The organism is Rhodococcus sp. ENV425, from assembly GCF_002887785.1.
Lineage (GTDB): Bacteria > Actinomycetota > Actinomycetes > Mycobacteriales > Mycobacteriaceae > Rhodococcus > Rhodococcus aetherivorans.
The window spans coordinates 19,636-33,574 of sequence record NZ_PCZU01000133.1 but is presented as its reverse complement, the minus strand read 5'-3'; the positions used below and the strand labels follow the sequence as shown (position 1 = coordinate 33,574).

Annotated in this window: 11 protein-coding genes; 2 read left to right on the top strand and 9 right to left on the bottom strand. The window is 70.9% G+C overall.

Features of this window, described 5'->3' with window-relative positions:
- On the bottom strand, nucleotides 1-1,258 hold a 1,258-nt coding region (locus CQZ88_RS10490), incomplete at its 3' end, for a glutamate-1-semialdehyde 2,1-aminomutase (RefSeq protein WP_258008545.1).
- A gap of 261 nt (nucleotides 1,259-1,519) precedes the next feature.
- On the opposite strand from CQZ88_RS10490, the gene CQZ88_RS10485 reads away from it, so the two are divergent.
- The gene (locus CQZ88_RS10485) at nucleotides 1,520-2,941 is read left to right on the top strand and encodes a polysaccharide pyruvyl transferase family protein (protein WP_102799720.1); all 1,422 of its coding nucleotides are present in this window, start codon (nucleotides 1,520-1,522) and stop codon (nucleotides 2,939-2,941) included.
- On the opposite strand, the gene CQZ88_RS10480 is transcribed toward CQZ88_RS10485, so the two are convergent.
- Nucleotides 2,883-3,581: a GNAT family N-acetyltransferase gene (locus CQZ88_RS10480; RefSeq protein ID WP_102799719.1), complete on the bottom strand. Its 699-nt coding sequence runs from the start codon at nucleotides 3,579-3,581 to the stop codon at nucleotides 2,883-2,885. The two genes, CQZ88_RS10485 and CQZ88_RS10480, sit on opposite strands and share 59 nt — an antisense overlap.
- Before the next feature lie 333 nt (nucleotides 3,582-3,914).
- On the opposite strand from CQZ88_RS10480, the gene CQZ88_RS10475 reads away from it, so the two are divergent.
- Nucleotides 3,915-5,024, top strand: coding sequence for a glycosyltransferase (locus tag CQZ88_RS10475; protein ID WP_102799726.1), 1,110 nt, complete (start codon nucleotides 3,915-3,917; stop codon nucleotides 5,022-5,024).
- A gap of 30 nt (nucleotides 5,025-5,054) precedes the next feature.
- On the opposite strand, the gene CQZ88_RS10470 is transcribed toward CQZ88_RS10475, so the two are convergent.
- From CQZ88_RS10470 to CQZ88_RS10440, 7 genes are read right to left on the bottom strand one after another with little or no spacing between them, the layout of a single operon-like run.
- Nucleotides 5,055-6,410 (bottom strand): glycosyl hydrolase family 28-related protein, encoded by a 1,356-nt coding sequence (locus CQZ88_RS10470; protein ID WP_102799718.1) that lies wholly within the window; start codon nucleotides 6,408-6,410, stop codon nucleotides 5,055-5,057.
- 25 nt (nucleotides 6,411-6,435) lie between these two features.
- Nucleotides 6,436-7,773: a polysaccharide biosynthesis tyrosine autokinase gene (locus CQZ88_RS10465; RefSeq protein WP_102799725.1), complete on the bottom strand. Its 1,338-nt coding sequence runs from the start codon at nucleotides 7,771-7,773 to the stop codon at nucleotides 6,436-6,438.
- Complete coding sequence (locus CQZ88_RS10460) at nucleotides 7,760-9,151, bottom strand: hypothetical protein (protein WP_102799717.1); 1,392 nt, start codon at nucleotides 9,149-9,151, stop codon at nucleotides 7,760-7,762. The genes CQZ88_RS10465 and CQZ88_RS10460 overlap by 14 nt, the downstream gene beginning before the upstream one ends.
- Nucleotides 9,148-10,245: a glycosyltransferase gene (locus CQZ88_RS10455; protein WP_102799716.1), complete on the bottom strand. Its 1,098-nt coding sequence runs from the start codon at nucleotides 10,243-10,245 to the stop codon at nucleotides 9,148-9,150. Before CQZ88_RS10455 ends, CQZ88_RS10460 begins: the two co-directional genes overlap by 4 nt.
- Complete coding sequence (locus tag CQZ88_RS10450; protein WP_102799715.1) at nucleotides 10,242-11,534, bottom strand: lipopolysaccharide biosynthesis protein; 1,293 nt, start codon at nucleotides 11,532-11,534, stop codon at nucleotides 10,242-10,244. Before CQZ88_RS10450 ends, CQZ88_RS10455 begins: the two co-directional genes overlap by 4 nt.
- Nucleotides 11,513-12,685 carry a glycosyltransferase family 4 protein gene (locus CQZ88_RS10445; RefSeq protein WP_102799714.1) on the bottom strand — a complete coding sequence of 391 codons (1,173 nt, stop codon included), beginning with the start codon at nucleotides 12,683-12,685 and terminating at the stop codon, nucleotides 11,513-11,515. Before CQZ88_RS10445 ends, CQZ88_RS10450 begins: the two co-directional genes overlap by 22 nt.
- Nucleotides 12,682-13,743, bottom strand: a complete 1,062-nt coding sequence (locus tag CQZ88_RS10440; protein ID WP_102799713.1) for a glycosyltransferase family 4 protein — start codon at nucleotides 13,741-13,743, stop codon at nucleotides 12,682-12,684. The genes CQZ88_RS10445 and CQZ88_RS10440 overlap by 4 nt, the downstream gene beginning before the upstream one ends.
- Nucleotides 13,744-13,939: the final 196 nt, after the last annotated feature.

The following is a 13,939-nucleotide window of genomic DNA, read 5'->3' as shown; positions in this document are numbered from 1 at the left end:
CCTGCCGGTACACCGCCATTGCGCCGCGCGCCGCCTCGACGGTCTCCTCGATGTCGGCGTCGGTGTGGGCCGCGGAGATCACGAACGACTGCCCGAGCACGCCCCGGTTGAGTAGTTCCTGCAGGAACAGCGTGCGGAATTCCTGGGACGGCTGCAGGTTCAGGTCGCGAGTGACGAAGATCAGGCAGGACGGTCGACCGATCACCTGGACGTATTCGTCCACGTCGAGGTCCGCGGCTGTGGCGTTGACGGCGTCGGCCAGCCTGCGGCCCGCCGCTTCCATCCGGCCGATCGGGTCCTCGGTCGCATAGGCACGCACCACCGCACGGAAGGCGGCCAGACCGCCGGACTCCGGTCCGTGTGTGGTGGACAGGAGGAACACCCGGTTCCCGTCGGTGCGCAGGCCGCCGAGTTCCATGAATTCGCGGCGGCCGGCGAGGGCCGCGACGGGGAAGCCGTTCCCCATCGCCTTGCCCCAGCACGACAGATCCGGCCGGACGCCGTACACGACCTGGGCCCCGTGCTCGGACCAGCGGAATCCGGTGATCATCTCGTCGAAGATCAGCAGGGCGCCGTGCCGGTCGCACAGTCGGCGCACACCCGGGAGGAAGCCGGGATCGGGTTCGGCGAGGGCGGTGGCGGCTTCGAGGATCACGCACGCGGTCGGCCTGGCCGACAGGGCCCGGTCGAGCGAGTCGAGGTCGTTGTACCGGAACCGGTGGGTGTGCTCGGTGACCTCCTCGGGGATCCCGGCGTTCATCGGGGTGGTGCCGATGAACCAGTCGTCGACGGAGAAGAAGGGCTGGTCGCACGCCACCACGTGCCGGCGGCCGGTGACCGCACGGGCCAGGCGCACCGCCGCGGTCGTGGCGTCGGAGCCGTTCTTGGCGAACTTCACCATGTCGGCGCCGGGCACGAGGGCGAGGAAGTCCTCGGCCGCGGCGATCTCGAGTGTGGTGGGCCGGCTGAAGTTGGTGCCGTTCGCGATCGCGGCGGCGACGGCGTCGACGACGGGGCGGTAGCCGTGCCCGAGCGTCACCGAGCGCAGGCCCATCCCGTACTCGACGTAGCTGTTTCCGTCGGCGTCCCACACGCGGGCACCTGCGCCGCGTTCGAGGACGGGTGCCATGAATTCCGGGTACTGGTCGGAGCCCCGGGCGTACGTGTGCGCACCGCCGGGCACGATCTCGTGGAGCCGGGCCTGGAGTGCGGCCGACCGGGTGAACGATCGACGGAGATGTTCGGACGGATGGCTCATGCGCGAACCCCATCGCTCGGAGAACCTGCGCGGGCCTCGATTGTTTCATCCGGGGCGGCGATCGTCGTGCCGAACGGGTGAATTCGGTGTTGCGTGCCCGGGGCCGCCGGCCCCGCAGCGCCCACGGCACGGACGTTGCCCCGCGGAATCGGGTATTGTTCGAGGTGACCCGACCTACCTTGCCGGCCCGGACAATTCGGGCAGGCGCGCGTGGCTTGCGCCCCGATCTTTCCGCTTCTGCGAGTGCCCGAAGGTGTTGACATGGCGAATCGCATTCCACCCGAGGCGTCCGGCCGCCGGCCGGAGGTTCGCGTCCTTCTCGAGAACGGGGAGTACTGGCTCAACAACAAGGGCGATCTCGCGATCCTCGACGTGACCGTCCGGCGGTTCGCCGAGCGGTGGCCGGATGCGCGGATCGGGGTTCTCACCTCCGCTCCTGCGCTGCTGCGAGCCTACGAATCGCGCGTCGATCCGATCTGCTATCAGCGGGGCGGGAATTGGCCGCGGCACCGCCGGCGGCCGGGTCCGGCGGGCCGGCTCGGCCCCGAGATCGCGGGTGTGCCGATGAACGGCTGGGATGCCGCCGTCGCCCTTCCCGGACGGATCGCGCGGCGGGCGCGGCGCACCGTCGGACGCCGAGGAAGCGGTACGGCGAACGGCGAGTCGGTGTCGAGGGCAGTCGTTCCGGGGCGGCCGGCACTCGCCAGGGACGGCGGGCACGTGCCGAACGCGGTGGACACGGCCTCGGTCGTGGTGGCGATCGGCGGTGGATACATGACCGACATCGACCGGTTCCAGACCGAACGCTCGCTGGAGCTGCTCGAGTACGCCACCGAGCGTGGAATCCCCACGGCGATGACGGGTCAGGGTCTCGGCCCGCTGACCGAACCGGACCTGCTCGAGCGGGCGGCGCGCGTGCTGCCGCGGGTCGACCTGATCGCACTGCGCGAGGACGTGCGGGGCCCGGAACTGCTGCGTTCCCTGGGGGTTCCGTCGGACCGCGTCGTGGTGACCGGGGACGACGCGGTGGAACTGGGCTATTCCACGCGCCGGGCCGAGCTCGGCACTGACCTCGGGGTGTGCCTGAGAGTCGCGGAGTACTCACCGGTCGGGGCCGCGATCCAGGACTCCGTCGGTCGCGTCGTTCGCGATGCGGCGGCCGGATACGGTGGCGGACTCGTTCCGCTGATCGTGTCCGAGCACGACGCGGAGGACAGGCGGTCCACGATGCCGCTCCTGGACGGATACCCCGGCGCGGTGCGGCCCCTCGGCCGGTTCGCCGGCGCTTGCGCACTCTCGCGGCAGGTCGGCCGGTGCCGGATCATCGTCACCGGCGCGTACCATGTCGCGGTCTTCGCGCTGTCGCAGGGGATATCGGTGGTGGGACTGTCGACGTCGCAGTACTACGACGACAAGTTCGCCGGCCTGAATTCCATGTTCGGGACCGGCATGGAGACGGTGCGGCTCGACCGGGACGGGATGGAGGACCGGCTCCGCGATGCGATCCGGAGCATGTGGGCCGGCGCGCCGGAGTCGCGGCCCGCCTTGCTGGCCCGGGCCGAGGACCAGATCCGGGCGAGCAGGGCCGTTTTCGACCGCATCGCGCGGTTCGTCGACGGCGGGCTCACCGACGGGCGCGATCTGAAATCCGGTCCCTCTGCGCCGCCCACATCTCCGCGGTGATGGCCCACAGGTCGTGATCCTTGCGTCGGCCGCCCACATCGAGATAGCTGACCATGGTGCCTTCCCGGCGCATCCCGCCCTGCTCGGCGGAGTGCGCCGCCGGCACGTTGCCGACGCACACGGGCGCGGTGATGCGGTGCAGTCCGAGGGTGCCGAACGCGTACTCGGCGAGCAGGTAGCCGGCGGCGAGGGCGATTCCCTCGCCGGCGAGGGTCGAGTCGATCCACACTCCCCCCTCGGCGGAGCCGGCCCACCGGTCGATGCGCTCGAGGTTGAGTTGCCCGGCGAGCAGGCCGTCCACCTCGATGACGAGGGGCAGTGCCCGCCCGGCGCGCGCCTCGCGGCGGGCGTGCAGGAACTCGTCGACCCAGTCCCGCTCGGTGTGCCGTTCCGCCCAGGGGCGCGGGGACGACGTCCAGAACGGCTCGATGAACTTCTGATCCCGTATCCGGATGGCCCGCCACTGCGGCCAATCGGACAACCGTGGCGACCGCAGCGACACAACGTGTCCGGACACCTCGACCGGGCCGATCCGCACGCACAGGGTGCGCCCCTGCCGGCACCGCAGCCGGTGCCGCAGGGGGCGGGTATAGAGGCGGCCGGCTGACGACAGCACGACCAACGGCCTGGGACGTTTCACGCGTTCACCTCTGCTCAGCGGTCCGGCCGGGGTGGACGAGACGACGACGGAATCGGCGGTCGAGGGTGTGTGCCAAGCGTACCCGTAGGAGCCGTGCGGTTTCGACCGGAACGGCGAATCGGATCGGGAATCGGGCCGGGACCCGCCCCGCCCGCGGAGCCCGCACGAGAGGTCCGAATGCCCTGACGCGGAGATCGCGTGCTGGTACCGTCCAAGCTGGGGTGGAGGTCGTCCGTGCAGTCCGGACCGAAAGGGGTGGTGCATGATCCGTCCGGATCGAGGATCCCCGCGCTCGTCTCGCGGCACTGGCGCCGCCGGCGGTCGTCCCGGTCCATGAACGCCCCCCGCGTCGCCCTCGTTCACGAGCGGTTCACCGAGATCGCGGGCTCGGAACACGTCGTCGAGCAGCTGGCCGTGCAGTGGCCGGACGCTCGTGCCCACGTGCCGATCGCGCGCCCGTCGGGAATCCCGCCCGTCCTGCGCACGCGGACCGACACGACGTGGCTCGACACGCTGTACCACCTGGGCGGGGAGCGGTCGTACGCGCCGCTTCTGCCGTTGATGCCGCGGGCTTTTCGCAGGATGCGCCTCGCCGACGCGGACGTCGTGCTCGTCAGCCATCACGCGTTCGCCACGCAGGCCGTGTTCGCCACGACAGCGCCGGCGATCGCGTACGTGCACAGCCCGGCCCGGTGGGCGTGGGACGCCTCGCTGCGCAAGGGCGAGGCCGGTGGCCGGCTCGGAGAGGCGGCGCTGGCGATGCTCGCGTCGTCCGCCCGGCGCGCCGAACTCGCCGCCGCGCCGCGGTTGCGCCGGATCGTGGCGAACTCCACAGCCGTCGCCGACCGGATCACCCGGTGGTGGCACCGCGACGCCGTGGTCGTGCATCCGCCGGTCGACACCGAGTCGTTCACCCCCGCTCCGCGTCTTCCCCGGGAGGACTTCTTCCTGCTCGCCGGGCGTCTGGTGCCCTACAAGCGACCCGATCTGGCGATCCTGGCCGCCAACGCGGCCGGGGTGCGTCTCGTGGTCGTCGGCGACGGCCGCAGCCTCGACCACTGCCGCGGCATCGCGGGGCCGACGGTGACGTTCCTCGGACGGGCGCCGCACGAGCAGCTGGTCGACATGTACCGGCGTGCCCGGGCTCTGGTGATGCCCGGCCTCGAGGACTTCGGAATCGTGCCGGTCGAGGCCATGGCCTGCGGCACGCCGGTGCTCGCCCTCGGCGCGGGCGGGGCTCTAGACAGCGTCGTGCCGGGGGTGAGCGGGCGGCTCGTTCCCGGTGGCACGGACGCGGAAACGGTGGACAACTTCGCCGCCGCCATGACGGACTTCGACGGGGCGGACTACGACGCCACCGTGATCCGCGCCCATGCCGAGACGTTCTCGCGCGCGGTGTTCCGGGAGCGGATGCAGCACGTCGTCGACGGCGTGCTGTCGTGACCGCCCCCGTACGGGCGCCGCCGATTCTGTTCATCCCGCCGGCCGTCGATCACCCAGTGGCGTGGTGCCGAGCTTGCCGTCGGTGGTGACCCGTAACCGCCAGTACCGACCGTCCTCGTCCTTGAGGATCGGACCCGACTCGGGCCGCTCCGACAGCCATGATCCGTCGGACAGGATCGCCGAAAGGGTTTCACCGTCGCGATTCTGAGCCTGCAGCAGGTCGTCGTCGCCGATGGCGCGGGCCACGACGGGCCCCGCGAAGACCGCGCCCGAGACGATTCCGCGTCCGGTCACGTTCCAGCCCTCCGGAAATGTCGCGAGATCGATGTCGGTGGACGCGCTCGAGACGAGGTTGACCGCCGTGCCTTCCGGACATCCCTCCGGATCGATCCGCAACTCGGTGGGAAAGACCTCGGTGTCCGGATCGAAGCGGACGTTCGCGAGATACGGTTGCCGGCAATGGATCAGGTCCAGGCACACGTTCCGGGCCGCGATCTTGCAGTTGATCAGGCCGAACTGGGAGGGGCCGCCGCGGCCGCGTTCACCGATCGAGAGAGCGATATCGGCGCCCTCGAACCATACGTTGGTCAGCCACCAGTTGTTGGCCGCGCCGTCGATGCGTACGTGCTTGTCCGTCGTCCTCGGGTCGTTGTCGGAGACGAATTCGACGTTGGTCAGCGACAATCCCGCGTTGTTGTCGTTGCCGGTGCCCAGGACGCCGACATAGTTGTTGGTCAGTTTCGACGCCGTCAGGTAGTTCTGGATACACGAGGTCACGATCCCGATGCCGAAGTTGTTGATGTCGCAGTCGACGAACGCCGTTCCACCGGTGTTTCCCTCGAGGACGACACCCTGTTGCGCCCGGTACTGTGGAAAGTTCTCGCTGAGGTGGCTGCCCCGCAGTACGACCGAGTCGAACGAACACCGGAACGAGCCCGACAGCGACACGGCCACCGCTTCCGGGCCCGTGAGGTAGAACCCGATCCGCGCGAACCGGACGCGGTGCCGGTCGCGGACGGAGACGAGGGTGCCGTCGCCCTCGAAGAAGACGATGGTGACGTCGCCGCCGTCGCCGGTGACCGTCGAGAAGTCGGGCAGATCCGGCCACGCGGTGACGCGGTAGTACCCGGCCGGCAGATACAGCACGGCGGGACCTTCGCCGGCCGCCGCCGCACGGGCGACGGCCTCGGTGTCGTCGGCCATGCCGTCGCCGACCGCCCCGAAGTCACGAACGTTGCGTCCCGGCGACACCTTCGACACCTCGGGGACCTCCCTTTCGACGCTCGGCGCCGTCTGCTGTGACGAGCACGCCGCCAGCGGCAGCACCACGGCCGCGCCGAGCGACGCGGCCAGCAGTCGCCGACGGCTCACCACCTCGTCCGCCATGCAGTCACCTCCGGCACCATCGGAACTAGGGGGAGTAGACGAGACCGAGATCCGGTTCCGACGGGGCGCTCCGCCGCTTCTTCGATTGCGGGAACCTGCGGGTGCGTGCCGGGACGGTCGCGACCGCGCCGATGAGCCCCGACCCGGACGCGGCGAAGCTGTCCGCGGCGGCCCGCACCCGGGGTGCCTTCGTCGTGCCGAGTTCGACGACTGCGATCGTCGCGTCGCAGTGTGCGGACAGGCTCAGGGCGGCCGAGTCCGTGAGCACGGGAGCGGTGGCGACGAGGACGTAGTCGAAGCGCTCTCCGAGCCCGGACAGGATGTCGGCGAACCGCTCGGACGTCAGCAGGTCCGGCGTACGCTCGTCGGCGGAGCCGAGGGGCACGACCGACACGCCGGCCTCCGACCACAGTGGCAGCTCGGTCAGCGGCGGGTACTGGTCCCGCAGCCATTCCGCGACACCGGCGTAGGACTGCATGTCGAGCCGGCCCGTGACTCCGTCCCCGGAGGTGTCGGCGTCGATCAGCGCCACGCGGGCACCCGTGTCCGCCAGTGCTTTCGCGAGCCGGGCCGCGACGCACGGCTTCGAGCGCCCGGTGAAGCTCGTCAGCATCACCACCATCCGGTCCCGGTCACCGCGGGCGGCGGTGACGTGGGCCCGCAGGCGCCCGATGTCCTTCGCCGCGTCGGTGTTGCGCCGCGAGATCGTCCCCAGGATCGGCAGGCCGGTGGATCGGCCGAGCTGCTCCGGTGTCCGGATCGTCGGGTCGAACCGGTCCCGGAGGAAGGCGAGGAGGAAGCCGAGTCCGAGGCCGACGACGAGTCCGAGCGCAAGGATGCGCTTCGTGTTGGGGCCGACGGGTTCGCTCGGCAGCGGGGCCGGATCGATCACGGAGGCCCGGGCGGCGGGTGCCGCTCCGATCACCGTGGTCTCCATCTCCGCGACGAGCTGCGCGAACTCGTCCGCGACGGCCCGGGAAAGCTGCCGCGCGCCTTCGGGGGTGGAGTCGGTGACCGTGATGTCCAGCAGGGTCGTGGCCGGCGGGAACGTCGCCGACACCTTGCCCTGCAGCTCGCCCGGGGAGATGGTCAACCCGAGCCTGTCGACCACCCGGTCGGCGACGGTGGCGCCCGTCGCGACGTACGGGTACGACGTGATGCGCTGCTGCGCAGCGAGACCGCCCTGGTACGAGTCGTTGACCGACGTTCCGGTCGCCATCGACACGTACATCCGGGTCGTCGACACGTAGGCGGTCGGAATGGTCGACGCGTACGCCCACGCCAGGGCCATGCAGGCGAGGACCGTCGCCACCACCGTCAACCATCTGCGCCGGGCTATGCCCGTGTAGTCACTCAGTGCCATTGTTCCACCCCTTTGTTCGTGCCCCGACGACTGTGCCGATTTCCTGTGGTGCCGATTCCGGACCTCTCGCCGCGCCGGTGCGTATGCGGTATTCGCGTACCGTCATGTCGACGAGCCAGATCAGCACGACGAGCTGGAGGGACTTGCCGATCACCTCCATGCTGCCGAGAATTCCCCGTTCGAAGAGGATCGGGGATGCCGTGATCGCCAGGCCCAGGCCGACGACCACGATGTGCCGCGCCTGCAGCGCCCGCACGCCGAGCAGGAGCAGGCCGAAGGTGAACAGCACCCCGGCCGCGACGCCCGCGTATCCGGCGATGACGAAGCCCTCGTTGATGTTCCCGTCGGCGAGGGATACCGACACCCGGCTCATGTCCATGGACGACCCCCGCACCTCGGTGGCCCACGCCGTGCCGGATCGCAGCTTCTCGGTCCCGAGGAGTTGCGCGGGAATCAGGCTCTGGAGGCCGTGCTGAACAACCTCGAACGGCGTCATCCACGGCCGCATGGTCATGTAGTAGCCGTCCGTGGCCGCCTCGAGCAGGTCGAACCGGCGCAGGATGCTCAGATACGGCTGCACCCACGGCGGATAGGCCGAATCCCTGACCAGAACCTCGGCCCGTACGTAGTCGGGTTGCTTGATCGACTGCAGCCACCCGAATCCACCGATGCCCACCACCGAGATCACGGCGACGCACACCACCCGCAGTCGCGTCCAGCCGTACATCGCGAAGCGGACGGCCACTGCCATCGCGGCACTCATGATCGGCGTCTTCGATTCGACCGCGACGGTCCACAGCAGCTCCACCGTCAGCAGCGCCGCGAGCAGCGCGGCGGTCGTCCGCCGGTCCGCGGGCCGGATGAAGATGATCAGCCCGATCGCCCCGACGGTGGCGAGCTGGGCGACGAAACCCAGTATCGGATTGGAGCTCTGGACGTCACCCGCCTGCCCGGTCGAACCGGTTACATAGGAGACCGCGCGCCCGAGGAGGCCCAGGGCGTACACGGCCCCGAGCGTGGGTACGAAGTCGCCGGTGGCTGCCCGCGGCGCGGCGCGGCGGTGCCGGCGATCCCAGATCGCGTAGGCCACCGCGGCGAGGGCGTACACCCACAGCCCGAACGCCACCGGCTGCAGGACCTCCGCGATGCCACGGTCGTAGCCGATCGCGGCCAGCCGCGGGTCTGCGATGTTGTCCGCGTACCGGGGCCGTGGCTGGACCGTGAGCAACACGAGGGGACGCGCGACGTACGACAGGGTCCAGTAGACGGCCTGAGCGATCAGGAACACCCGTGCGACGCCGTGGATGTAGGCGGCCGCGACGACGATGGTGATCAGCGCCGTGCCCACCAGGACGAGTTCGATGCCGGGGGCGATCACCGTGCCCCCGCCCGTGTCGCGGAGCCGTTGTCCACCAGCGCAGGTGCGGGCCTGGCGATGCTCGTGTCGGGTGTGCCGAGGCCGGGTCCGTCCTCCAAGGTCGCGATGATCTCCGCTGCGCGGTCGACGTACCGGTGGTGCCCGGTGACGATCCGGTGGTGCCCCGCCGCGGCGATCGCGCGAGCCTGCTCGGGATGCCGCTCGCACCACCGCAGGATCTCGAGCAGCTCGTCCTCGTCGGAGAACAGCAGGCACTCCCGGCCCTCCACGAGCAGCGCCGCGTGCTCGTCCGTGCGCTGTCCGACGAACAAGCCGCCCGCCGCGGGCACCTCGAACGTGCGGCACGTGTGGGTGTCACGGTTGTCGGAGTTGAGGAACACCAGGTTGGCCGTTACCGAGGCGACCGCCACGGAGAAGTGCTCCCCGTACACCGGCCCGCCGACGACGGCGCGGGTGTGCCGCAGCTCCGGCACGCGCCGCCAGCCGGGACCGCGGACGAGCATCCGCTCGCCGTAGCGCCGGGCCAGGGCGACGGTGGTGTCGCGCCGGTCGGGCCGGCAGTTGCCGACGAACCCGACCAGATACCGGTGCGGGTCCCGGCGCGCCGAGAGATGGTGCCATGCAGGGTCGTACGCACTCAGAACGAACTTCACCGCCCCGGCTCCGCGGGCGATCAGTTCCGGCACGTTGTGCCGTTTGGTGGTGACTACGAGATCCCACTCGCGTTCGCACCGGAGGTAACCCGGTGACGTGTTGTACGGATTCGACGCGTCGTCGGGGCTGTAGTGCACGTGCAGCCGGGCCGGCGTGCCGAGTAGCCGTCGCTGGTCGAGATGCACCGTGCGGAAACAGAACACCAGGTCGGGCCGGAATCCGGCGGCGACCGACTCGATCCGGCGATGCACGGCCTCGAGGTCCCACGGTGCGCGCTGACGCCGGATCTTCGAGTAGACCCACGGGGGCGAGAACCGGGACGGGAGCGTCACCGCGGTCGTGTCCACGACGACCACGTCGTGTCCCGCCTGCCGGAAGCCGTCGGCCAGCGAGCGGGCGTTGCTGCCGACCCAGTCGTCGCCGATGTAGAGGATTCTCATCGTTTCTCCCCCCTGGGAACGGGGACGTCGGGCGCGTCGACGTCCGCTTCGGACGGCGCGGTTCGCCGTTCGCGCAGGACCAGGTGCCGTGTCCGCAGGACGTACCACAGGGCCACGCCGAACTCGCATGCGACGGTGCCGTACACAAGTGCCCACACCGAATGGGTCCGGAAGGCCGCGTACAACGCGACGGCCGCGATGCAGGTGCCGATGATCGCGCCGATGAGGACGCCGGAAGTGTCCTCCCGCACCGGCAGTACCGCGGTGGTGACGAAGGAGCTCAGTGCGGTCGCCGGCAGGATGAGGACCTCGACGCGAAGGAGTGGGACGGCGTCGGCGAAGTCGCTGCCGAAGACGAGTCGCACCGCGAGCGGCGCGGCGATCCACAATGCCGCGGTCACGAGGACGGCGATGCCGACGCACGCGAGCATCGCGAGGGTCGCGCGCCGCCAGAACCGAGCGTCGCCGCTGCTGCGGGCCATGCGCGGCAGGAGCGCGAAACCGATCGGATCCAGCATGGATTGCACGGCCCGCACCAGGCGGTCGCCGGCCGAGTACAGGCCGAGCGATGCCGCGTCGAGCACGGCCGAGTAGATGGCCGCGGCCCCCTGCCCGTAGCTGACCACGAGCAGCCGGGAGGTGAACACGGGCGCGGCCATGCGCACGGTGGGGACGACGCGGCGTGGCCGCGCGGGACGCCCATACTTGCGCAGCGAATCCCGCCAGGTGAGCGCCACGGTGAAGGTCGACGAGGCGAGCATGCAGAGCAATGCCACCGAGGCGCTCGGGAAGCGGGGCAGCACCACCAGCAACAGCGCGAGGTACGCGAGCCGGCCCGCCCCCTGGTAGACCGTGGAGGCGACGAACCGGCCCTGCCCGATCAGCACCCAGTCCTCCGACACCGACCAGAAGCCCCCGGCGAACAAGCCGAGCAGGATCATGTGGACGTGGGGGTCGACTCCGATCGTCAGACCGACGACGAGCGCGGCGCCGAGGGTGCCGAGAACGGTGAGGCGGATGGCGAGATAGTCGCCGCGGATCTGATTGACGTCCGAGTTGGGCACCTTTGCCGCCAGGAACTGGGTGATCCCCAGATCGACGAGGAGCGATCCGATGAAGTAGGCCGACATCCCGATCGCGAGCAGTCCGAGGCCTTCCGGCCCGAGGACGCGGGCGATGAGCGGCAGGGTCACGGCCGTGACGACGTATTGACCGTACTTGCCGAAGCTGACGAAGCCGATGTCCCGCACCAGCGCGGCGGCCCTGCTCATCCCGCGTTCCTCGACCATGTCGCGTTCACCTCCACACGGGAGGGGGCGGCGATCGTGTCCAGGAAACGTGCTACCGCCCGGGCGGATTCGGTGATGTCGAAACAGGCGGAGCGCAGCCGGGCCGCGGCCGCCAGCCGGCGGCGCAGGTCCGGGTCGCCGATCAGGGTGTCCAGCGCCGCGGTGAGCCCGTGCCGATCGCCGGCGTCGACCAGCAGTCCGTTCACGCCGGGCTCGACGATCTCGGTGGGGCCACCCGGGCGGGAGGCGATCACCGCACATCCGGCCCGCATCCCCTCCACCACGACTTGGCCGAACGGTTCCGCGATGACCGAGCAGTGCACGAGGATGTCTGCGCGCCGCATGTAGTCCTCGGGGTCGTCCACATGCCCCGTGAAGGTCACCGGGAGGTCGAGTTCGGCGGCGAGGCGTTCGAGCTCCTCGCGGTACGGTTCCTCGTCGAAGAACGTGCCGCCGACGAGGTAGATGTGCGCCGGACGGACCGTCGTGTCCGCAACGGCCCGCAGGAACACGTCCTGTCCCTTCCACGGCGTCAGCCGTCCGACGACCGCGACGACCGTCTCCGCCGGTGCGCGTTGCGGGGCGCGGGCTGCGCTCTGCGCGGGCTCGACGCCGGGATACGCCACGAGGGCGCGCCGGCGCGGGATCAGCGAGGACATCGTCGATCTGCTGTTGGCGATGTAGCCGCGGCTGAGCGACCGGCCCAGGCCGCGGACGATCGCGGCGAGCACCGGGCCGAAATACTCGGCCGAGACCCGGTCGTGCACGTGCCAGACCAGGGGGACTCTCGCTCGCCGAGCCGCCACGGCGCCCATGATCAGCGCCTTCGAGCTCTCGGCGATCACCACCGTCGCACCCCGCTCGGCGGCCACGGCTCCCAGGTCCCATCCGAGCCGGACCAGGCGGGCGGCGCCGGCGAGCAGCCGGTGCGGGCTGGGGTCGGTGACCGTCATCGCCCGGCTGTCGAACGCGCCGTGCAGGATCGTGGTGCCGATGCCGTCCGCGCGCAGCCGCTGTGCCATCGGACCGTCCTCCGCGAAGGCCACGGCGACGTCGACACCGAGGTCCCGCAGCGCCCTCGCCAACCGCGCGGTGGCGATCTCGGCGCCGGACGGAGCGGCCGTGTGGGTCACGAAGAGCACGCTGGTCACGACACCAGCTCCTCGTACAGGGCGACGTGTCGTTGCGCGGCTGCGTCCCAGGAGTAGGTTTCGGCGTGGGCGCGGCACTGCCGTCGCCCCGGCACCCGGCCCGAGAGCGCAGCGGCGATCCGGTCGGCCAGCGCCTCGGCGTCGCCGGCGGGGACGATCAGCGACGGGTCGAGCCCGCGCACGGCGTCGGGCAGACCGCCGCAGTCGGTGACGACGGGGGCGCGTCCCGCCGCCAGCGACTCGAGCGCGATCAACCCGAATCCTTCGAGGGCCACCGACGGGACGACGGTCGCGGCGGCCTCCTCGTACAGGCGCGCCAGGCGCGCATCGTCGGTGCGGCCCTCGAACGTGACGGAATCGCCCACCCCGGACTCCGCGGCCCGGGCCCGCAGCGCGTCCTCCTCTGTGCCGGTGCCGACGATCACCAGGCGGGCGTCGGGATGCGCGGCGACGACGTCCGGCCAGGCGCGGAGCAGGACGTGCACGCCCATCCGCCGCTCGAGCCGCCGGACACACAGCACTGTCCGCGAGGAGCCGGGCACGTCCGTCGCGCGGAAGCGGTCGAGGTCGACCCCGGGCGGAAGGATCCGGATGCGATCCTCCGGGACGCGGTACGAGTGGGTGAGCACGTCCCGGAAATGCCCGGACAACACCACGTACCGGTCGGCGCCGGCGTACCGCACCCGCTCGAGCCGGTACTTGACGCGCGCGGCGATCTCGCTCGACCCCGCCATGAGACTCTCCGCTGCCCACGGCCCGTGGAAGTGCACCACGAGCGGGTGCCGGCCGCGCCGACCGATGGACGGGCGTCCGTAGAGGCTGAAGTGCCGGTCGATGATCGTCTCGCGGGGCAGCGCGGTGTGGTCCCGGAAGGCGGTGCAGGCGCGGTGCAGCGTCGATCCGCCCGTCGGGCCCCAGCTCTGCCCGCCCGCTTCCGGGGTGCCGAACGCGATTGCGGACACGTCGACGTCCGGCCGGTGACGCAGGGCGCGGTACAGGTCGGTGAAGTACCGGTTCAGGCCGCCGGGCGCCGTGGCGAACCATTCGGATCCGGTCATGTGGATGCGCAGTGGCTCGCCGGCTCGACGGGAGGAGACGTGGGCGGAGGACGTCACGGAGACACCGCCGTAGGCTGCCCGGCGCCGGCGCGGCGCCGGGTGCGGGGGCGGGGGAATGTGCTGCGTTCCCGGTTCGAATGCGGGTACGCTCCGACGCAGGTCCGAGCCGGCACCCCGCACGCCCCGTCGCCCGGGT